Genomic DNA, 21294 nt, shown 5'->3' on the forward strand with positions numbered 1-21294 from the left:
CCACTCGTTCTGCGGTAATATTCCACCGAAGGAGTATGAAGGCGCCTTCTATAAGGCGCAGGAATCTGCTACGTCATTCGCAAGTTCGCAGGAATCGTAGCCTCCAAGATTCCCGGGACGGTCCAGTCAGCCGCTTGAAGGCCTGTCAGGCATGTAAGGCAAGTGGGCCGGCCGCGGCTGCCGTGCCTGTGGCTCATCGAGATGCGCGTGAGAGCGTTGGTGACCCCACCCGCGCAGATCACAGCGGCGTCAAGACCATGAGAATCTCGTCTCGGTCGTCACCCGGCGCCAGACGATAGGCGCCGGGGTGGCGGCCGATCTCTGTGAAGCCCAGACCGCCATAGAAGTGCTCCAGCGCGCGGCGATGGAAGCTCAACCTGAGCTTCCATCGTGGTGACGAACTGGTCCAGCCGCCTGAACCTCCTGTTCGCCTGCGTTCCGCTTCCGCAGGCGAACAGGAGGTCACCCGGGTCAGCGCCCGCGTGCCGACGATGTCGGGAGGTGATGGGGGTGCACGATGAAGCGCATGGTTCACGCTCTCGGGCGGGCGTTCACCGACTTCGGATGGGTGCTGGTCCCCCAGTCCCGCCGTTCGAATCTGCCCTGTGCCGGTCCCGCGTCCCGCGGTGGACACGCCGAGCATGCCGCTGACCCGGCGGGAACGCGAAGCTTTGCGTCGGATCGTGACCGGCTGACCGTCACCCGCGCCAGGCGGCGCGCACCGCGTCGGCGACCACGAGCAGGGCACCGATCGGGTCGTTGCCGAGGGGGTACACCCCGACCTGATCCGCGCCCGCGTCCAGGTGCGCGAGCAGATCCTTCGCCACGGCGTCCGGCGTGCCGTACGCGACGAGCTCGTCGATCAAGCGGTCGCTCCCGGAGCCGGAGAGGTCCGCTTCGGTGTACCCCAGCCGCCGGAGGTTGTTCGCGTAGTTCGTCACGCCCAATGCGGTGCCGGGCGGCGCGGACCGAGCGATCGCGCGAGCCCGATCGGCGTCGGGTTCCGGGAGCGCGAAATGCCCGGGCAGCACCAGTTTCCCCGCGCCGAGCACCGCGCGGGCCCGCCGGGTGTGCTCGGGGTTGATCAGGCCCGTGAGGGTCCCGGCCGTGCGGTCGCGCGCGAGGCGCAGCATCCGCGGCCCGAGCGCGGCCAGGACGATCCGGCTGGCGGGCGCGCCGGCCCGCGTCAACCGCTCCACATAGGACATTAGGGTGGCGTACGGCGAGGCGTACTCGGCGTGGACCTCGCGGTGCCCGATCCCGACCCCGAGCAGGAACCGGCCCGGGTGCTTCGCCTCGAGCCGGTGGTACGAGGCGGCGACGGTCTCCGCGTCCGCGGTCCACGCGTTCACCACGCTCGTCCCGACCACCATCCGGGTGGTCGCGTCCAGCAGCCGCTCCGCCAAAGCGAGGTCGGCCGGGGGAGAGGCGTCCAGCCAGAGCGTGCCGTAGCCGGCGCGCTCGAGGTCCGCCGCCCAGCCCGGAGTCACTTCGTGCTCGCGCAAGTGGGCGCCGAGAAGTCCGAGATCCATACTCATGCGGCGAGTACACCAGGAGCGTCCGGCCGCGAACCAGGCCCGGTCCGGACGCGCAGCGATAGCCTGGAGGCATCGTCGCAGGACAGGAGCGGGCCGGTGGAACTACGGGCGTTGCGATACTTCGTCACCGTCGCCGAGGAGCTGCACTTCGGCCGAGCCGCCGACCGGCTGCGCATCGCCCAGCCGGCGGTCAGCAGGACGATCGCCCGGCTGGAACGCGAGCTGGGGGTCCAGCTGTTCGACCGGTCACCGCGCCGGGTCCGGCTCACCGCGGCCGGGCGCCGCGTGCTCGAGACGGCGAGGGAGGCTCTCGCCGCCGTCGACCGGGTCCGAGCCACGGCGAGCGCGCGCGCCAGGGTGATGCGCATCGGGACGGGCACCGGGCAGTTCACCGCCCGGCTGGAACGCGGGATCGACGCGCTGCGCGAGCGGGCCCCGGGCTTCGACGTCGTGCTCGTAGACCTGCCGCTGACCGCGCGCCTGAACGCCGTGCGGCAGGGGGACGTCGACCTCGCGCTGGCCAGGGGTGTGCGGTCGGCACCCGGGGTGCGGGTGCTGCCGACCTGGACGGAGCCGCTGTTCGCGGTCGTGTCCGCGCGGCACCCCGCTGCCGGGCGCGCAGCCGTGGGCGTCGCCGACCTGGTCGGCGGCGACCTGCGGATCCCGTCGCCGGACTCCGTGTCCGCCTCGCTGCGCGAGGCCGGGATCGAACCGCCGCCCGGCCGCCCGTCGGGGACGGTCCAGGACACCCTCGTCGAAGTCGGCTCAGATCCGCGTGGCTGGACGGTGCTGCCCGCCGACCAGGTCGCCGAGATTCGGTCGGCCCGCGTGCGGGCGATCCCCCTGGCACCGCGGACGACGGTCACCGGCAGTGTCATCGTGCCGCAGGACCTTCCGTGCGCCTGCGCCGCGGCCCACCACTCGGCCTTCGGGGACTGACCGCGCTCACCGGATCCAGTGCTGGCGAGCAGTTCGTAGGACCGGCCCCGGTCGGCGTGGCCGTGGGTGATGGTGGTGACGACGAGTTCGTCGGCGCCGTCGTCGGTCACATCGGTGCAGACATGCCAAGTCTCGCCGGAGCCATCCTGCTGTTGGAAGCCGAGCGAGTCGTCGGCCTCGGACAAGTTGACCGGCAGCTGACCCACCTCATCCGTTCCGGGGTGCTGCGCGTCCTGGCTGGCGTGGCACTGGGCCGATTCACCGGGTTCGACGACTACACAGACCGCCGATGGAATCTCGTCGACGTCCTGCGCGACCGGCTCGCGCAGCTGAGGGTGCCGGTGCTGGGCGGTTTGGACCTCGGACATGGGCCTGATCCACTAGCCGCTCTCCTGGGCACGAACGCTGTACTCGACACTGACGCAGGCACACTGACCGTCGAGGCATGCGTCCGTTGACAACCTGGCCTGCCCGCCCCTGTCGTGTTCTGATCCGCAGGGTTCAGCGGTGGCTGCTGACCCAGGCCGCGATCTGAACCCTGGACGTGAAGCCCAGCTTGGTCAGGATGCTCTCGACGTGACCTTCGGCGGTGCGTTGGGCGATGACCAGCTTCGCGGCGATGTCCTTGTTGCTCAGCCCTTCGGCGATGAGGGCGGCCACCTCTCGCTGCCTGGGGGTGAGCGCGGCCGCCTCCTCGGGCTCCGCCTCCTGGCGGGGTGCGGGAGCCCGCGCCCCGGTTTCCAGCGCGTAGTCCACGGCCTGATCGGCGGTGAGCTCGACGCCGCGCCGGAACGCGGCGCTGTAGCCGGACTGGCCCAGGGACAGGCGCAGCTGCGTCTCGCACAGGTTGTGGAACTCGGCGAACGGCCGAAGCGCCGGCAGCGACGTGCCCATCGCCTGCCAGACCATGCCGGCGGCGCCGAACAGCCGGGCCGCGCGCTCGTCCCGGCCGTCGGCCGCCTCGACCCAGGCCAGCACTTCGAGGCAGGCGGCGACGCCCCACCGGTCGTCCAGCGACCGCATGATCTTCAGGCCGCTCCTGACCAGGGCGGAGGCCCGGTCCTGCTCGCCCCTGAACCACCGTGCGAGGCCGACGACCCACAGCGCGTTGGACTTCGACAGGTAGGCGCTCCGGGCCTCGCACATCGCCAGGCACTCGGCGGCCAGCGAGTCCGCGCGGCCATCGTCTCCGACGCTGGAGTAGGCGATGACCAGGTGGAACAGGGTCATCCACACACCGTCCTGGTCGCCGTTGGCCGCGTGGCGGTCCCGCGCCTCGCGCAGGAGCCCGATCGCGCCGGCCGTGTCACCCCGCAGGTAGGCGGTCAGCCCGGAGAAGTGCGCGACGAACGCGAGGGCGACCCGGTCGTCGAGCCGTCGCGCCAGCTCGCGGCATTCGTCCAGCAGCGGCGTGGCCGCGGTCAGGTCGGCCTGCCTGAGGGCGAACCAGGCGTCCACCCACAGCGCCTTGACCCGGGCGGCGGTGGGCTCCGCGTCCAGCTCCAGCGCCCGCTCCAGCCAGTGGCGGCCCTCGCCGAAGGAACCGGCGAAGAACACCCAGTAGTTCCACAACGCCGCCACGATCTCCAGGGCGTGTCGCGCCTCGCCGGGCTCGCGGAGGCAGAAGTCCAGCGCGGCCCGAAGGTTGGTGTGCTCATGCCGCAGCCGGGCGACCCACTCCGCCTGGCGCGGGCCGAACCAGTCGGCCTCCGCCCGCTCGGCCAGGTCGCGGAAGTGGTCGCGGTGCCGGCGGCGCGACGCCATCTCCTCCCCTGACTCGACCAGGACGTTGCTACCGTACTGGCGGACGATCTCCAGCAGCCGGTAGCGGGCGTGCGTGACGTACTCGCCGCGCACCAGGATCGACTTGTCCAGCAGAGACGCCACCAGGTCGAAGATCTGCTCCTGCGGCAGGCCGTCGCCTGAACACACGTGCTCGGCGGCCTCCAGGTCGAACTCGCCGGAGAAGACCGACAGCCGGGCCCACAGGGTCCGCTCCTGCGGAGTGCACAGGTCGTAACTCCAGCCGATCGCCGCCCGCATCGTCTGGTGCCGAGGCACCGAGGTGCGGTACGCCGGGGTGCGGATGTCGAGCCGGTCGAGGATCTGCCTCACCGACAGCGCCCGCAGCCGGGCCGCGGCCAGCTCGATAGCCAGCGGGATGCCCTCCAGGCGCCGGCAGAGCGCGGTCACCGACTCCGCATTGGCCTCCGTGACCGTGAAGCCGTTCAGCACGGCCGCGCCCCGCTCGGCGAACAGCCTCACCGCATCGGACTGCGTCAGGGCCGCCCACGGCTGGCCCGGCTCCGGAACGGCCAGCGGAGGCACGGACAGCACCTGCTCACCTTCGACGCCCAGGATCTCCCGGCTGGTCGCCAGGATCCGCAGCCCGGGGGCGGCGCCCAGCAGCTTGCCGGCGAGCATGGCGGCCGCGTACGTCAGGTGCTCGCAGCCGTCGAGCACCAGCAGCAACTGCTTGTCCTCCAGGAACTCCGCCAGGCCCGACAGTGGGCGCTGGGACGACTCGTCGCGCAGGCCCAGGGCGTCGGCCACGGCACGCGGGAGCAGCTCTCCGTCCTGGAGCGGGGCCAGATCGACCAGCCACACGCCGTCGCGGAAGGCCCGCCGGGCCTCGGCTGCCACGCGCAACGCCAGCCGGGTCTTGCCCACCCCGCCGAGGCCGATCAACGTCAGCATGCGCGTGTCCGCCAGCAGCCGCCGGGCCTGTGACAGCTCCTGGCGGCGACCGACGAACCCCGTCACGTCGGCGGGGAGGTTACCGGCGGGCCGTTTTCGCGTCACCACTGCCATGGTTAACAGTAGGTTTCACCCGCGAAGCCGGTCAAACGTTTCGCCAGGTCAGCCGGGATGCCAGCCCCGCCAGGCGGTACCAGGCCGGGCTCAGCTGAGCCCGATCAGCCCGGCGGTAGGGCTGGTGTCGGTGAGGTCTGTCTAGTGCAGGAGAGCTTCTCGATGGGAGCCGGCCGTCGTTGAAAGGGCCACCGCCGCTGCGGCTTCTGGGGTGCATGGTGTTCCAGCGCGGGTCAGGAGGGCCAATGGCCACCCGGGGGTCTCGGGGCCGCTACGTAGGCCGTACCGCCTCAGAGGGGACGGGATTCGGCCAGGGCCGTTGATCGTGGTGAGAAGGGTCGCGCACGCCGCGAGGTCGCGCGGCAGGAGACGTTCAGACGGAGGCGGAAGACGGCCACGGCAGTGGCAGTGGCCGTGCCGGCTGTAACAGCCCCGCCGGAGGAAGCCACGGCTACTACCGGATCCCGGACGGCGACGGATGGTTGGTGTTTGACCTGCCAGTCCGCCCCAAGACGTCGCGGAACTGGTGCTTCCATTTCGAAGTGGACGAAGAAGGCTTCTGGTGGCTCATCAAGGAACACCTGCGATCGCACCGCAGACCGTGGCGCCCGGCCGACGAGTGGGAAGCCTGGGCCGCTGTCGACCTTCTGTACTTCCACAACGAATTCGGGCCGACGCCGCTCTCTGATGACCTCCTTGCCAAGGCCGAGAAGCATGGGATACCGCGAAGACCTCATCGACGTCGGCGACTGAGTGCCTGTACCGGAGGCCGGCATGACGCCGTTCAGGGTGGTGGGCGGCCCCGGCAGGTGCCCTCCCGCCTCAGAGGCTGGGGGCCCCGCCCTCAGCGCGGGCGGCGAGAGGTCCGGCAGCTTTTAGAACGCGCCCCGCACCGCTCCCGTCCTTCGCGGGGTCCCAGCATCGGAGAACCCGCGACAGTTGAATACGCGACCTCACCAGTATCAACTCCGGAGGCCTCGCCGCCGGTGCAATTTTTGGCCGACGGCGTCACACGTCCACGATCACCATCGGTCGCGGCCGGGGCGGTTCTCCCCTCCTGGGTACGGTGAGGGGTGCACGAGCCACTGGACCGGGACAGACGCGACGCGCTTGCCAGGGCACTGGTGATCAACGCGCCTTACCTGCATCACATCCACGACGACATGGGCCCGGAGCATCCTCCGGGGCCATGTCGTGCAAGGGGTTTTTCCTTGAGCGGTGGTGAAGTCAGCGGTTGTAGGCGCGAGCCGTCACGTTCCCAAGCCCATTACTCCCGTCCTTTGACAGATAAACGGTTATCCCTTCGTCGTGGAGGTTGATCCACCCGCCACCCTGCCCGTAGGGGGCATCCTTCGCGCGTATGGAGTCGGCGTACACAGCACCATGGGTGTTCGTCCCGCCCTGGTATACCTGCACCCCATACCTGAGGAAGCTGATCCATCCGTCGTCGTTGTTTCTTCCCTGCACCCATTCGGTGTTGACGCCGGTGAGGTCGGCCTTACCGGCGTACAGGGTGCCCCGGTCATTGGAGCCGCGATTGCGCCAGACTTTCACCTCGCCCGGCAGGAAGGTGATGTCTCCGTCGGCGTCATTAGGCCCGCTCACGTACTCGGTTCTGATGCCGCCGGCGTACAGTGCCCCGCCTTCCTGGGAGCCGAATTCGCGCCGCACGTGCATCGCGCCCTTGGAGAAAGTGAAGGCTCCGTCGCCCTCGGTCGCCCCCTGTACCCACGGGGTGGTGACGCCCTTGATGGCGGTGAGAGCTTCCAGGATGGGATTGGACACCTGAACGGTCGTGGTGAGGAAGTGCTGCTGCTGAGTGTTGGGGTCGGTGGCGATGAGGATGTAGGTGGTAGCCCGCTTCGGGGCGTCTGACCAGCTGCCCCCGGAGACGGGGACGGGCTGCGGCGCGCCCGGGTACATGATCTTGTAGCCGAAGCTGGCGGGCCCCTCCCAGCGCAGCGTGAGCTTTTCACCGGCGTCCACCATGGCCTTGTCCGGATGAAAGTCGCGCGGCGCCGGGAGCTCCTTTGGAGCGGTCTTCACCAGCGCCATTGGCTGGAACTTGTCGCTCATACGCTTCGCGGCCGGAGTGCTGCTCTTCTCGGTCACCATCAGCACGGCCACCCCTGCGGCGGGGGCGACGGTGACCTTCTCCAGCGTCAGTATCAGGTAGTCGCCGGGCTTGAACAAAGTCTTGGCCGGGACAGTGGCGTGGAAGGCGTTGGTGCCCTGCTGTCGCTGGAAGGTCACCTGCGGGGTAGTGCCGCCGGCTTTGGGGACGTACTTGAAGTTTGTTTTGATCTTGTTGATGTCCGAGGTGAGGTGGTCGGCTCCAGGGCCGACAGGCACATCCACCTGGATCGTGGACCAGGCCACCGGCTTCTGCTCGGTGTTGGCGACGACCAGGTATACCGTCCCCATGGACGGGGACGGCGCCCCGGCCACGGACGCCTCCAGGGGCGCCGGGTCAGTGAGGATGGTGTAGGTCAGCATGGTCATGGTCACCACTCCTTCTCTTGGAGGACCGCGCGGGCCGACGACCTGCCCGCAACGAAAGGACCGGGCCGGGCAGGACAGGCGGCGATACAGTTGGCGCATCCGAAACCCGCCTGTGACGCACCGCAGAAGAGCACCTCTTGATCCAAACGCCCAGCGTTGGAGCGTGACAAGATCGCTCAAGGCGGCTATAACGGGGCGGTCCGGCAATATCATCAGCGTCTTGACAAGCATTGGGACCATACGTCACTGACCGTCCGTGAACGCCCGCTATTCCCATCAAAACCTTCGTTCCCTACGACGAGCCCGGCGGTAGGAACCGCGCGGTCACGTCCCGCGGAGTGGTGCAGTTCGGCTCTCGTGTGAGGCTCTGCTGGGTTGACTATGCCGTCATGAGTTCGGTCCGCGCCACCTCCTCCTGGTTGGTGCTGGATGGGGCGATGAGGGCCATAGAGCTTTCGGATAGATAGCGGCGGTCAGCGACTTGCCACTCGTCGTGGGCTTCGACCAGGACGGCGCCGGCCAGGCGGAGCAGGGCTTCGGGTTCTTTGTTCAGCCGCTCGAGCGGGTTGGTGGACCAGATCTTCTTCCAATGCGCGGGCGGGAAGGCGGCGCAGGCCAGGATGTCGTCGGCGGCCTCGTGCAGTATGGCCTCGACCTTGGGGAACTGGTGGCCGAGCATGCCGGCGATCACGCCGAGTTGGGGCGACAGGACTTCAGTCCCGCCAGCCACCGCCGTCACTTCGGCACCCCTACTTAGGGAGCCACATAGGCGGAGAGATCATTCCGCGTATATTCCGCGAGTGGCGGCATTCACGGGCCGCGACTGGCACACCGTGACACACGTCGAACATGAACGGGTCGCCGTTACCGCAGCATCACGGCAGGTCGGTGTGGGGGTGCATTCAATGCTGACCTGCCTCGTGATCGGCCCAATCGTGCACCACGCTGCCGAGCACGTACACGTCACCGCCGGCGGGAAGTGGATCGAAGAAACTCTGCCCCGCGAAGTCGCAGAGCAGCGGCTGCCCGGACCGCCATTGGCGTGACCAGATCGATCAGCGGCGCCAGCACCTGCCACGCCGCCCGCTCCTGTCCGTCGATGGGCGCGTCGTCGGATATCGCTGCCATGAACTCCTCCGCCCGCGGGCAACACCGCGTCCCGGGACGCTACGGATCATCCTTCCCGCCGGCTTGCACGAGACGAAAGTCCCGCGACCGGCACAGTGACGCAAGACCTGGATGAAGCCGCTGTCCAGCGCCCCCACCCCGTGCAGCGCCCGCTGTCCAGCACCGGCCCTCGGCCATCATGCCGTGCCCCTCCCCCACGAACCGCACGTGCCGGTCGTAGGCCGCATCGCGCACCGGCACCCGTACGCGCCCCCGAGCCCGGCCGATGTGGGCGTCCTGACCGTCCTGGGCGGGCCAGCTCGGCACCGGCACAACTGTGCCACCGGCCTCGACGAGCGCGAACGCCTGGTCCCGCGAAGACCGCGCCCTTGGGCCACGGAGTGCCCCAAGGGCGGACTCGGCAGGCCCGCGGGGCAGCACGCACCGCACGCGCACGGAGACAGGTGTACGGGATGCCGGGCATCCACCCCTGCCGAGCTCGTCTATGGTCCCACCCGTGGAGGACCTGTTCGGCGGCGCTGCGCCGTACTACGCCAGATACCGTCCGGGCTACGGCCAAGCGGTGATCGAGCACCTGGCGGCAACGCTCGGGGCGGACAGCCGGGTGCTGGACCTCGGCTGCGGCCCGGGCACGATCGCCATCCCGCTGGCCCGGCGGGTGAAGGCGGTGCTCGCCGTGGACCCGGCGCGGGAGATGCTCGCCGAGGGCAGGCGCCTGGCCAAGGGCGTCACCAACATCGCCTGGTTGCACGGCGACTCGACCGCGCTGCGGGCGCTGCCGGCGTTCGATCATGTGGTGATGGGTCGGTCGTTCCACTGGATGGACCGCAGGGCCGTCCTGGCGCAGCTGGACGAGTTGTTGCCGCGCGGCGGCGCGGTCGTACTGATCGGCCCGGCGAGGCAAACCGGCGAGCCCTGGCAGCCGGTCGAGCGGCGGGTGTGCGAGGAGTTCGGCCTCGACATCCGTACGGCCGCCGACTCATTCCATGCCACCGGCGAGCACCACCACGACGTCCTGGTCGCCTCGCCGTTCGGCCACCTGGATTCCCGGGTTGTCACGCGGCGGCTGACCTGGGACGTGGACGGGCTCATCGGGCTCCAGCTCTCCTACTCCTACAGCTCACCCGCCCGGCTCGGCGACCGGCTGCCCGCCTTCGTCAAGAAGCTGCGGCAGGCGCTGCTCGCCGACCACCCGGCAGGCCGGTGGGAACAGGAACTGTCGACCGAGGTGCTGGTCGCCAGGCGGCCCATGGTTGACCTCAACCGCAGTTGAGATTGCAGGATCAGCAACCGGGACCTGCCCCGCACTCGAGCGTGAGGAGCTTGTGGGCGATGCGGGTTGAGGCGAACACCTGTGGCGCAACAACCACGATCACTTTCAAAGGACTTCATGAAGCTGGAGATATACGCCGATGTGCTGTGCCCGTGGTGCTACATCGGCAAAAGACGCCTGGCGGCAGCCCTGGCAATGCACGCCGACCGCGACAGCGTAGAGATCGTCTGGCGCAGTTACGAGCTCGCACCGGAGGAAGGCCGGATCCCCGGCCCGACCGCCGCCGAGGCGATGGCCGGATGGTGGGGCGACCAGGCGCCTGCCCGGATCGCCCGGATCCGGGCGCTGGGCTCTGCGGAGGGCTTGGAGCTGAACCTGCATCTGGCCCGGCCGGTGAACACCTTCGACGCGCACCGGCTGTGCAAACTGGCCGCCGACCGTGGCCGGGCCGATCAGATGATGGAGCCGCTGTTGCACGCGTACCACACCCAGGGGCTGAACGTGGCGGACCCTCAGGTCCTTCAGCGCCTGGGCGGCGAAGCCGGCCTGGACACCGATGAGGTGCACGCCGTACTGACCGGTGACGACTACGCCGAACAGGTACGGGCGGACCGCCGCCGCGCGGCCGAGCACGGCGTCACGGGCGTCCCCAGCCTGGTGATCAACGGCCGGCCGCCGATCTCCGGAGTCCAGCCCGTCGCAGACCTGCACCGGCTACTGGAGCCCGGCCCGACCGGCCACGCCTGAGTGGGCACGCCGCGCGGAGGCGCGCGGCTTCTCCACTCTCAGCGTCAGCGACCGCCTGGCCTGGTCGACCCCGGAGCCGCTGAGCACGCTGGCTGCCGCCGCCGGCGCCACCTCGCGCATCCGGCTGCTGACCAGCGTGCTCGCGATCGCCGAGTTCGATCGGATCGGCTGTGATGAGCTGATCTTCATGGGGAACGATCCCGATCCTCGGCAGGTGGACCTCCTGGCCGATGTGATCGGTCTGTGGCAAAGGTCGAGTCGCGTCCCACTTCTCGTCGCGGTGGCGTACGTCTTTGGGGTTGAGACCGGGTGTGGTCGGGAGCCCTTGCCGTGATGACGAAGGATCGCTAGGCGGAGGACGCGAGCGCGGCGGGGATCTCGGCGAAGGTTTCCTCGACCAGTTTCGTCAACGTGTCGCGGCCGCCGTGGCCGCCCTGCGCCGTCCAGCGCAGGGAAGCCGTGCGCCAGGCGGCCACGAAGATCTCCACGGTCAGACGGAGGCGCACCTCCTCGACGTCGGTCCCAGAACGGCCACTCACCACCTTGACCAGGGCCCGGGTGGTGTCCTGGCAGTAGCCCAGACTGTGCGCCTGCAGCGCGGGGACGGCTTCGGACAACTCCCGGGCGGCCAGGAAGCGGCGATCCCAGTCGGGGTCCATGGTGCTCAAGGTGGTGTCCAACGCCACGCGGAGAGCCTCGATCAACGGGCCGTTCATCTCCTGGGCGGCCACGTAGTCCAGATAGGCCGACCACAGGTCGCTGTCGGCGGCGAGCGCCACGTCCTCCTTGGAACGGTAGTTGCGGAAGAAGGTGCGCTTGGACACCTCCACGGCATCGCACAGATCGTCCAGCGTGGTGGCGTCGTATCCACGTTCGGTGAACAGGCGGAGTGCGGTCTCGGCCAGGGCTCGGCGAGTGCGCAGCTTCTTGCGTTCGCGTAGCGGCAGGTCACGCAGATCATCACGCACATCACGAGGTTACCACCCAGAGGCTGTTGCGCTTTGACAGATAATGCCACTCAGTGGCAATGTCCCACTGGTGGCCGATTGTGGCTGTCGAACATCCTCCGAAGGGCCCCCGAACTCGTGACGACCGATCCCACTGGACGCTCCCGTCCGGCGATCACGCTGGCGATCGTGCTGCTGGCCTTTGCCGCCGTGCCGATGTCCATCTCCGGAGCAGCCGTGGCGTTGCCCGACATCGGCGCGGACCTGCACACCGCAGGCGCTCCGCTGCAATGGGTCATGAACGCCTACAACCTGACGTTCGCCTCGTTCATGCTGGTCACCGGGTCCACGGCCGACCTGGTGGGACGCCGCCAAACCTTCGCGGCCGGCGCGGGGCTGTTCGCCATCGGCTCGGTGGCCGCGGCAGCCGCCCCCGGCATCGCCCTGCTGGACATTGCTCGTGCCGTGTCAGGCATCGGCGCGGCCGGGGTGTTCGCCAGCGGCGGCGCGATCCTGGCCACCACCTTTGACGGCGCCGCGCGCACCCGCGCGTTCGCGGCGCTCGGCAGTGCCGCCGGTCTCGGTCTGGCGGCCGGGCCGACCCTGTCGGGCTGGCTGGTCGGCGCACTGGGCTGGCGCGCCGCCTTCGGGTTGCACGCGGTCTTGTTGATCGTGGCGCTGACCGGTGTCGGATTTGTCGCCGAGTCGCGTGCCCAGCAGCGTCCCCGGCTTGACGTGATGGGCGCGGTGGTGTTCGTCGCCGGGCTGGGCGCGCTGGTCCTGGGCGCAGTCCAGGGCCCGGACTGGGGCTGGTCGAGTCTCGGCGTGCTGGCCCTGCTGGCCGCCGGGGTGGGGCTGCTGGCGATCTTCGTCGTCCTGCAGGCGCGGTCGGCCGCCCCGCTGCTGGATCTGTCGCTGGTGCGCAACCGCCGGTTCCTGGCGCTCTGCATGGTGCCGGTGGTGACGACCTTCGGCTTCGTGACGCTGCTGACCTACCTGCCCACCTATCTGGTCGGCGCGGGCGGCCTGTCCGCCCAGCGCGCCGGGACGGTGCTACTGCTGATGACCGGACCGGTACTGCTGGCCCCGCCGCTGGCCGGAGGGCTGGTCAACCGGGGCGTGTCGGCCCGTGTGCTGATCACGGCGTCGCTGGCGATGTTCGCCGCCGGGAACGCGTGGCTCACCGTGATCGGACCCGCCACCCCCATCGCCGTCATCGCCGGGCCGCTGTTGCTGGTCGGCCTGGGCGCCGGGGTGTCGTTCGGCGTGGGTGACGGAATGGCGATGAGCCTGGTCGAGCCCGAGCGCGCCGGAATGGCCACCGGGTTCCTCAACACCATGCGCATTGGCAGCGAGGCCATCGTCATCGCGGTGTTCGGTGCGGTCCTGGTCAGCCTGATCGGTACCCGCGTCGGCTCTCCCGAACTGGCCGCCGAGGTTGCCGCGGGAAACCTGTCCGGCGGCGACCCGGCCACATTGGCCGCCGGATTCACCCATGCCTTGCACATCGCGCTGTACGGAACAGCCGTTGTGTGCGCGGTCGGCGCGGTGGCCATCGCCGCCGCACTGGCCCAGCCACGCCGAGACATCGCGGCGACCCGCGCCCCCGACGATTCTCCACTGCCCACCGAGGTCGCCTGACCAGCCGTCTCAAGGGGTTCACGGATCTCGCTGTGTCGTCTTGACGCGCTAGTTGTCGCGGGGGTACGGCAACCCGGCCGGGACCGGATTCTCGGAAGTCCCGAACGGAGTGCACTTCCGAGAAGTCCCGGCCGGCGCTGCCGTACACCGGCGTGCGGGGCGGCGAGTACTTCGTGGTGTCCGGTTTCCGGATGCGGGCGTACGGCGGCTGACATGCGCCGATCTGCGGCGGCCAACCCGACTGTGTGAACCTCGGCTACCTTGCCGCCTCGGCCAGGTTTGATTGACGTCGGCGTCAAGGTTGCACACTTGCCTCATGATCTTCACGCAGGCAGAACTCGACTATCTGACCGGACAGCGCCTTGGCCGCCTGGCCACTGTCTCTCCGACCGGCCAAGTCCAGAACAACCCTGTGGGGTTCTTCGTGGACGCCGCCTCAGGCACGATCACCATCGGCGGGCACGCGCTGGGGGCGTCCAAGAAGTTCAGGAATGTCCAGCAGGGCAGCACTGTGTCGTTCGTCGTCGACGACCTGGCCTCGGTGGAGCCGTGGGTGGTGCGCGGCATCGAGATCCGTGGCTCGGCGGTGGCCCTGACCGACCACGAGCCGCCAGTGCCGTATTTCTCCCGGGAGATCATCACGATCAACCCCCTCAAGATCATCTCTTGGGGGTTGGACGGGCCTCGGTCGAGCCGCAAGGTGTGAAAGTTTGCGAGGACAAGGGGCTTACCCGAGCAGGAGCCGCGCAGCACGTACTCACCAAGTCCGCTTCTGCTGCCGTTCGTCCGCACGACGCGCCGCTGTAGCCGGCCGACATCGCGCGCCCTGGCCCGCGCCGGGCCGTGCATGCGCTGGCCCGGCTGCTGCACCGCCGGATCGCTGAGCAGTTCGCCGTCCCCGGTGACTCAGGTCGAGCGGTACGTCTCGGGACCAGACGCGCTCGGTCGCGCGATGGCGTACCAGTGGTGACGTGATGCGTGGTCAGGTCAGCGAGCCTTCGCCCTGCCCGACCTGCCCGGAGGTGCTCATGCGCTGGCAGCATCCGGGCCGGTTCTTATCAGCGATCTGTTCTTGGGGCGGCGTAGTGCCATAGCTGAGGTGCCATCCACACGATCATGGCCACGGTTATCACGGTGAGCAATCCGCCAATTCGGATCGTCACTTGCGGGCCGTATACTGCCGCGGCCATCCCATGCAGCAGGTTTGCGAGCTGTGGGCCTCCGATGAGAACGACGGTGAGTGAGCCCTGGATCCGGCCACGCATGGCGTTGTCGGTGTACGCCTGTGAGATTACGTTGCGGAAGGTACTGAGCACGAAGTTCACCGCGCCACCGAGCATGAGCGCCGCCAGGGCGAGCCAGAGTTGGCGAGCCAGCCCGAGGATCACGACGGTTCCTCCCCAGGCAGCGGCAGCCGATGCCATCAGGGCACCGTGGCGACGGGCGCGTGTGAACGTCCCCGACATCAGCCCTGCCGCGAGAACACCGGCAGGGTAGGCGGCGTAAAGCAGGCCCAGCTCCAGACCTCCTCCCGCAGGCCCGCCATAGGTGCGTTGCGCCAGCTCCGGAAGAAGCGCTACCGGCATCCCGAAAACCATCGCGGTGAGGTCCACCGCCAGCACGGCTACGAGCACCCGGTTGGCAAGGAGGTAGCGGAACCCGGTGAGCACCTGTCCAAGCGCGGAACGATGCCGTTCATGCTGTGCCGACGCATCGTCGGATGGTGCTTTTGAGATCGCCTCCGGCAATCCGTCACGTGGCACCGGGTAAGGGCCGGGCAAGATCGGCGGCAACTTGGCGACCGCCCACACGACGATCAGCAGCGCGACGGCGTCGAGCAGGTAGAGCGTGCCGAGCCCGACCACCGGAATCAGCAGGCCTGCCAGTATCGGGCCCATGATCGACCCGGTGTAGCGGACGACCGAGCTGAGACTGTTCGCCGCGGGCAGCAGGTCAACGGGTACGAGGCGGGGCACCGTGGCACCCATCGTCACCATGATCGCCCCGAAGGTCAGCCCTTGGCATGCCACCAACGCCAGCAGGACGGCGACAGAACGGCTTCCCAGTGACGCGTGCGCCCACAGCAGCGCGTAGGTCAACGCAAGGCCGCAGTGAGCGGCCAGCAGTAGCCGTCGCCGGTCCATGAGGTCGGCGAGGGTTCCGACCCACAGCGATGCGACGACCAAAGCACCGAATGACACTGCGGCTGCAGCGCCGACGGCCGCGGACGAGCCGGTCCACGTGAACAGCTGCGTCGGCACCGTAACCACGCTGAACGAGCCACCGACCGCGCACGTGGCCGAGGCGACCCACAACCGCCGATAGGCGGGAATGGCCAGGGGGCGCCGGTCGAGCGTGTACGTGCCCAAAGAACGTACAGCCGACGCGCTCATCTTCCACCACCGCCGTTGCAGTGGCGGCTTCGGCCGCTTGAACAAGGGACCGGTCACAGCGTCACCACGTCAGCCACCACGCAAGCGATGTTGTCCGGGGCGCCCGCGTCGTACGCCAGCCTGACCAGCTCATCGAGGACCTGCTCAGGGTCTCCCGTGCCGCTCAGTACGCCGCGCAGGGGCTCTGCCGCAACGACGGTGGACAGTCCGTCGGAGCACAACAGGTAGCGGTCGCCGGCTACGGCCGTATGCAGTGACAGGTCCGGCTGGGACCCGCCCATGCCCGTGAGCGCGCGGACCAGCAATGAGCGTTGCGGATGCGAGACGGCTTCCTCCTCGCTCAGGCGGCCTTGGTCGACCAGCACCTGCACATAGGTGTGGTCGTGGGTGATCTGGAAGATCTCGCCGTCGCGCAACAGATACGCCCGCGTGTCACCGATGTGCACCAGCGCCAGCTGGGAGCCCGACCACAGCATCGCGGTAAGCGTCGTGATCGCCTCACTGGACGGTGCCGGCTCGGTTATGTCCTGAATCGCCAGGTCGGCTTGACCTACCGCGTCGGCGAGCGCACCGAGAAGGTCGCCGGCAGGTATGGCCTTCGTCTCCAACGGCTTCAGCGCGTCGATGGCCGCCACGCTCGCGAGATTCCCGCCCAGCCCGCCTCCATCGGCCACCGCCAGCAACCGAGCGCCGGCGTAGGCGACGTCGTCGTTGCTCGTGCGAACCAGCCCCAACTCCGACCGTGCCGCATGGCGAATCCCGATCATGGTTTCTGCGTCTTCCACGGCGCTACCCCTTCCTGACAGGTAATCGACGAGGAAAGTGGCGAGTTGTTCGCGTACGGCGGTGTCGGCCATGACCTGCGCCCAGTAGTCGGCGACCTGCTCGGCCGCCGCTTTCGGCTCCAGGTCGCATACCTGGCGGATGCGGGCCAGCGGCATGCCCAGACGCCGTAACCACGCGATCAACCGGGCCCGCTCCAACTGCGTCGGATCATAGAAGCGGTACCCCGACTCCCCGTCCACCGCAGCCGGCCGGAGCAACCCGAGCTCGTCGTACAGCCGCAACGCCTTCGGCGACAATCGCGCGGCCCGGGCGAACGTCCCGATCGTCAGCAGCCCCACACTTAACCCTCCTCGCACCGGCCAGGACGACCGGCACCACGATGCTGCGCCTTCACCCAAGGGCAAGGTCCATACCTCACCGTTGGCAAGGCCACGAACAAAGCAATAGGTCATCAGCCCCGAACGGCATCGTGCTGGTCATAGCGAACGAGCCGAAGGAGGCGACCGAGGTATGCCCGGAGAATGCGAGCAGCGTGGAGGTGTTGGCGCCGTTCTCGGCCGCGCGAGTCAGCGCCGAGTGTCGCAGTTGGTGCCAGCGTCCAGCCGCCGGTAGCGGCCTCGAACAGCTCGGCCGCCCGCCGATACGGCAGCCGCGCCTTCCCGCTGCCCACGTCTATGTCGGCGGGCGGCAGTTCCACCCGGGTCCGCCTGCCTGTCGGTGGTGAACACCGGCCCCGTCCGACGCCCCTCCAGCAGGCGGGACAGCAGCCGGGCGGTGCCGGCACGCCATACGATCACGTCGACCGCGCCGTCCTTGCGCCGTACCCGGGCTCGCCGGTTCCGCAGGTCCGGGTGCGGTCGGCCACGACCGGGCGGTGTTGGAGTTGGACACTCCGGCGAGGAATCCCTCGACCGCGTCCCTGAGCACCGGTGCCTGCCGTTCAGCCCCGATCCGGTGGACCACTCCCACGACCGCCTCCGCGCTCTACCGCAGATAACCATGGAGTCTGCCCCCCGCCGGGCGAGGGCATTCCGCCAGGACGGCATCGACACTATTGCAGATAATCATCAAGTATCTGTGGTCAATCGCGCTCGAAGAGGCTCGACGCGAAACCGTACGGCGATGACCTGGGCGGTGTCGTCTGCCAGTTAACCTCGATTCGTCAGCGGGCTGTGTTGCGTGAGTGGCTCCGCAGTTTGCCCGTAATGTCCCCGATGCGGTTGGGGTGGGCCGTCGCATGTCGCTGCGGGGGCGCCGGGTTTCCACGGGCCCGGGGCGGGGCTCCTTCCTGATCGTCGTGGCGAGGTCCGGCCCTCAGGCGAGGTCGGGCAGGTCGGTGAGGCGCTGCCAGGCCAGGACGAACGCCTGTGCCCAGGGCCAGGTGCGCTCGATCCGCAGGTAGCGACGGCGGGCGTGGGCGGCCAGGCGGGCGGGCAGGTGGTAGAGCCGGTACCGCATGGTGTCCGGTTCGGCGCGCTCCAGGCCGTCTTGATCGTGCAGGGTCAGTAGCCGGAGCCAGCAGTCCAGGTCGTGGCCGAGGTTGGCGGCCAGGATCCAGCCTTGGTTGACGGTCCAGTCCTGGCTGGGCAGGTTGCGCAGGCCCATCGCCTTGCCAGCGCGCACCCGGTCTTCGACCACCGCGTGCGCGCGGGCCACAGCGTCCAGCCACTGCGGATGGTGGGAGCCGGCGATGCCCCCCATGCGGCCGATGTTGGTGGCGATGATCGAGTACTTCCAGCCGGTCCGCATCTCGAACGCGGTGAGGTTCTTGCGATGGCGGGCCGAGGGGCGGACCCGGCGCACCAGCAGCCGCATGCCCTCTGGCCAGCCGTTGCGCTGGTTCAGGCCGGTCAGCTCCGCCACGTGGTAGCCCTGTTGGAGGCCGCCGTTCTGATCGAGTGAATCTTGCCAGGCGGTGGCGGGCAGCTGGGCGATGGCCTGCTCGTCGAGCGTGGTGATGGTCCAGCCGACCAGGTAGCGCACGGTGCGGCGGGTGGTGTTCAACCCTTCCAGATGGGTCAGCAGGTCATGGGTGGCGCCCGCGCCGTCCACCCGGACGAGGATCTTGGCCTGGCAGGAGTTCGGTATCTGAGCCAGGGCCTCGCTCAGCACGCGCACGTGGTCGGCGACGGTGTTGCTGCCCGCGTTCCCGCTCCGCAGCAGCATCGCCAGCGATTCCTGGGTGTTGGCGCACCAGCAGGCCAGCGGGGCACCGGTAGGCCACCGGCGAGGTGTCCGCGCGGAGCGCGGGTTCCTTTTCCCGTGGCCTCCGGCCCGAACCGCTCGTGCGACTTTCACCGCAAGCGGCTCTCCAGTGATCTTCGTGATGGTCCATCAGCTGCTGGCGTGGATCTGCGTGCGGCAGTCGCGGCAGACCACGAGGGTCTTGCGCCGTTTTTGCAGCATCATGCTGATCCACGTGGGGCGCGGCTGCCTGCGTTGAGCAAGTTCGGCGAGGCTGCGGACGTGGTGGACGACGCCACCACTGGTGTGTCGGCAGAGCTCGCAGCGCCCGGCCAGGAGCCTTGAGATCAGCTCTTTCGGCCGGGCGGAACGTCTGACCGCAGAGAGATCCACGATCGTCGCGTTCTGCTTGCGTCGCAGCGGAATGCCACCGAACCGGGCGACCAGTGGCTTCCTGCCGGGGCGCTCGGTGACGACTTGCAGGCATTTACGCGGCCCGTCCGGAGTGTCGATGGTGGCCTTAAACCTTCTGGCCATGGTCGACACAGTCGAGCGGTGCTTGCCCGCCAGCGTCTTGAGCAGTGAGGTCTCCATGACCCAATGCAGGCGGTCAAGACGGAAGACATCGCTGGCCAGCAGGTAGTACTGGACGATGCCCCGGTACTCGGCTCCGTAGATTCTGATGATGTCCCGGTCGGGGGCACCGAATAGATCGGAGCGGTGAGCGGGTTTGCCGCCCTTGAGGTAACGGGAGCACAAGGCCCGGATCGCCGTCAGCGGCACGCGTAACCGAATCACGCCGTTGACGGATCGCCGCCTCTTGGTGATCTTCGTGGTGCTGTGCTGGACAGTGATCTCATAGCCGAGGAACCGCGCCGCGCCGGAGCGGGCGTGGGTGATCAGAGTCTTGTCTGGAGACAGTTCCAGCTTGAGGTCCTCGCGCAGGAACGCCGCCAGACGCGTCTTGATCTGTTCGGCTTCAGCCTTGGGTCCGATGAACCCGAGCAGGGTGTCGTCGGCGTAGCGGATATAGCGCAGCCGCCGATAGCCCGGATCGCGTGGATCAGAGCTAGGCAGTGTGCGTAGCCGCCGGCGCAGCGTCCGAAACGTGGCCATGTCGCCGCGTTCTCGGGCCCGGCGCATCGCGTAGTACGTCCTGTGATACTCCCGGCTCGGACGACGGCGGGAGCCTCGGGTGTATTCCGGGATGAGGACGGTTTCGACGAAGGTGTCCAACCGGTCCAGATAGATGTTCGACAAGATCGGGGACGCGACACCGCCCTGCGGCGAGCCGCTCAGGGTCGCGTGGTAGATCCAGTCTTCCAGATATCCAGCTTGCAACATGTGTCTGATCAGCCGCAGGAACCGGGCATCGTGGATGGACCTCGACAGCGTCTCCTCCATGACCCGATGGTCCAAAGAGCCGAAGCAGTCGGCGATGTCACCCTCGATGAACCAGGTGGTTCCCTGCCAGATGTCCGCGATCTTATCGAGCGCGGTATGGCAGCCCCGGCCCGGCCGGAAACCATGGGAGCTGTCACGGAAGGTCGGCTCGTAGTACGCCTCCAGCAGGAGACGCACCACCTCGGCCACCAGCTTGTCCGTCCAGGTGGGAAGGCCTAGCGGGCGGCGTTTTCCATTCTTCTTGGGGATGTAGACCCTCTTGACCGGACTCCATCGAAACCGCTCGTGGCGTAACGCCTCGATGATTCGCCCGATTGTGCCCAGTGACATGCCGTCCACGGTCTGACCGTCCGCCCCCGGGGTCATCGCCCCGTGGTTGGCGTAAAGCCGCCCGTAGGCGAGCAGATACAGCTGCGGGTTGAACAACTGCCGATACAACTCCTCGCACGGCAGACCGCGTCTGCCGCGTTCACGCAGGACACCCAGCACCGTTTCGGCGCTCTGCATTTCGCATACCTCCCAGACCGGGTTGTCCGATCACCTGTGCCCCTTCGCCCTGCGAGCGGGTTTCCCGCTCTCCCCGGCAGGCCGTGACCCCTGCGACTACTACGGGCACTCCGTCGCCATAGGGCTCGCGCCCCGTAGGCGATTCCATGTTCGTCTCTGACGTGCGTAACAGCGTGAGGTAGGCGCCCCACTCATCTCCTTCAACACCCTGACTGGGCGTCGCTTCGCCGTCTGGAAGGTACGTCGGCCATTCCATCAAGCCGTCGTAGACGACGACACCGGCCTCAGACGCCTTGCCGGTGGAGCCTAGGTTGTCTCCGCTGGAGATTGGGGTTCAGGCAATCCAGCTTTCGCCATGTCACGCGAGCTGGACCGTCCCGGGAATCTTGGAGGCTACGATTCCTGCGAACTTGCGAATGACGTAGCAGATTCCTGCGCCTTATAGAAGGCGCCTTCATACTCCTTCGGTGGAATATTACCGCAGAACGAGTGGA

The 21294-nt window shown here is 68.4% G+C and carries 16 protein-coding genes and 2 pseudogenes; 7 read left to right on the plus strand and 11 right to left on the minus strand.

The genetic code is table 11. The features are described from left to right. Window positions 1-238 precede the first annotated feature (238 nt). Complete coding sequence (locus tag ABN273_RS57140; protein ID WP_349458173.1) at window positions 239-376, minus strand: hypothetical protein; 138 nt, start codon at window positions 374-376, stop codon at window positions 239-241. 322 nt (window positions 377-698) lie between these two features. Continuing rightward, on the minus strand, window positions 699-1538 hold the full coding sequence (locus ABN273_RS57145) for a TIGR03620 family F420-dependent LLM class oxidoreductase (protein WP_349458174.1): 840 nt from the start codon (window positions 1536-1538) through the stop codon (window positions 699-701). A gap of 96 nt (window positions 1539-1634) precedes the next feature. Between ABN273_RS57145 and ABN273_RS57150 the strand changes: the two genes are divergently transcribed. Beyond that, window positions 1635-2477 carry a LysR family transcriptional regulator gene (locus tag ABN273_RS57150; protein ID WP_349458175.1) on the plus strand — a complete coding sequence of 281 codons (843 nt, stop codon included), beginning with the start codon at window positions 1635-1637 and terminating at the stop codon, window positions 2475-2477. A 56-nt stretch (window positions 2478-2533) separates the two neighbouring features. Next, window positions 2534-2935 carry a hypothetical protein gene (locus tag ABN273_RS57155; protein WP_349458176.1) on the plus strand — a complete coding sequence of 134 codons (402 nt, stop codon included), beginning with the start codon at window positions 2534-2536 and terminating at the stop codon, window positions 2933-2935. 43 nt (window positions 2936-2978) lie between these two features. Here the strand turns inward: ABN273_RS57155 and ABN273_RS57160 are convergent, their stop codons facing one another. From ABN273_RS57160 to ABN273_RS60155, 4 genes and pseudogenes are all read right to left on the minus strand, one after another. After that, on the minus strand, window positions 2979-5279 hold the full coding sequence (locus tag ABN273_RS57160; protein WP_349458177.1) for an ATP-binding protein: 2301 nt from the start codon (window positions 5277-5279) through the stop codon (window positions 2979-2981). A 1236-nt stretch (window positions 5280-6515) separates the two neighbouring features. Continuing rightward, window positions 6516-7790, minus strand: a complete 1275-nt coding sequence (locus ABN273_RS57165) for a hypothetical protein (RefSeq protein ID WP_349458178.1) — start codon at window positions 7788-7790, stop codon at window positions 6516-6518. 379 nt (window positions 7791-8169) lie between these two features. Next, a pseudogene (locus ABN273_RS57170) lies at window positions 8170-8505 on the minus strand (transposase); the annotation flags it as partial. Window positions 8506-8692: 187 nt separating this feature from the next. After that, complete coding sequence (locus tag ABN273_RS60155) at window positions 8693-8842, minus strand: methyltransferase (protein ID WP_502911348.1); 150 nt, start codon at window positions 8840-8842, stop codon at window positions 8693-8695. A gap of 572 nt (window positions 8843-9414) precedes the next feature. On the opposite strand from ABN273_RS60155, the gene ABN273_RS57180 reads away from it, so the two are divergent. The 3 genes and pseudogenes from ABN273_RS57180 to ABN273_RS57190 all read left to right on the plus strand — a co-directional run. After that, a complete protein-coding gene (locus tag ABN273_RS57180) occupies window positions 9415-10191 on the plus strand; it encodes a class I SAM-dependent methyltransferase (protein WP_349458180.1) in 777 nt (258 codons plus the stop codon). Window positions 10192-10308: 117 nt separating this feature from the next. Next, complete coding sequence (locus ABN273_RS57185) at window positions 10309-10938, plus strand: DsbA family oxidoreductase (RefSeq protein WP_349458181.1); 630 nt, start codon at window positions 10309-10311, stop codon at window positions 10936-10938. Window positions 10939-10978: 40 nt separating this feature from the next. Then, a pseudogene (locus ABN273_RS57190) lies at window positions 10979-11272 on the plus strand (hypothetical protein); the annotation flags it as partial. A gap of 13 nt (window positions 11273-11285) precedes the next feature. Here the strand turns inward: ABN273_RS57190 and ABN273_RS57195 are convergent. Continuing rightward, a complete protein-coding gene (locus ABN273_RS57195; protein ID WP_349458182.1) occupies window positions 11286-11906 on the minus strand; it encodes a TetR/AcrR family transcriptional regulator in 621 nt (206 codons plus the stop codon). 117 nt (window positions 11907-12023) lie between these two features. Between ABN273_RS57195 and ABN273_RS57200 the strand changes: the two genes are divergently transcribed. Together ABN273_RS57200 and ABN273_RS57205 are read left to right on the plus strand one after the other, a co-directional pair. Next, on the plus strand, window positions 12024-13526 hold the full coding sequence (locus tag ABN273_RS57200) for an MFS transporter (protein ID WP_349458183.1): 1503 nt from the start codon (window positions 12024-12026) through the stop codon (window positions 13524-13526). Window positions 13527-13842: 316 nt separating this feature from the next. After that, window positions 13843-14232, plus strand: a complete 390-nt coding sequence (locus ABN273_RS57205) for a PPOX class F420-dependent oxidoreductase (protein ID WP_349458184.1) — start codon at window positions 13843-13845, stop codon at window positions 14230-14232. Window positions 14233-14584: 352 nt separating this feature from the next. Here ABN273_RS57205 and ABN273_RS57210 read toward each other — a convergent pair whose 3' ends face one another. The 4 genes from ABN273_RS57210 to ABN273_RS57225 all read right to left on the minus strand — a co-directional run bounded on the left by ABN273_RS57210 (window position 14585) and on the right by ABN273_RS57225 (window position 20800). Further along, complete coding sequence (locus tag ABN273_RS57210) at window positions 14585-15976, minus strand: MFS transporter (RefSeq protein WP_349458185.1); 1392 nt, start codon at window positions 15974-15976, stop codon at window positions 14585-14587. Then, window positions 15973-17043, minus strand: a complete 1071-nt coding sequence (locus ABN273_RS57215) for a MerR family transcriptional regulator (protein ID WP_349458186.1) — start codon at window positions 17041-17043, stop codon at window positions 15973-15975. Before ABN273_RS57215 ends, ABN273_RS57210 begins: the two co-directional genes overlap by 4 nt. Window positions 17044-18019: 976 nt before the next feature. After that, window positions 18020-19003: a transposase gene (locus ABN273_RS57220; RefSeq protein ID WP_349458187.1), complete on the minus strand. Its 984-nt coding sequence runs from the start codon at window positions 19001-19003 to the stop codon at window positions 18020-18022. Between the two features lie 36 nt (window positions 19004-19039). Next, on the minus strand, window positions 19040-20800 hold the full coding sequence (locus ABN273_RS57225) for a reverse transcriptase/maturase family protein (protein ID WP_349458188.1): 1761 nt from the start codon (window positions 20798-20800) through the stop codon (window positions 19040-19042). Window positions 20801-21294: the final 494 nt, after the last annotated feature.

Source organism: Nonomuraea sp. B19D2, assembly GCF_040137845.1.
GTDB lineage: Bacteria > Actinomycetota > Actinomycetes > Streptosporangiales > Streptosporangiaceae > Nonomuraea.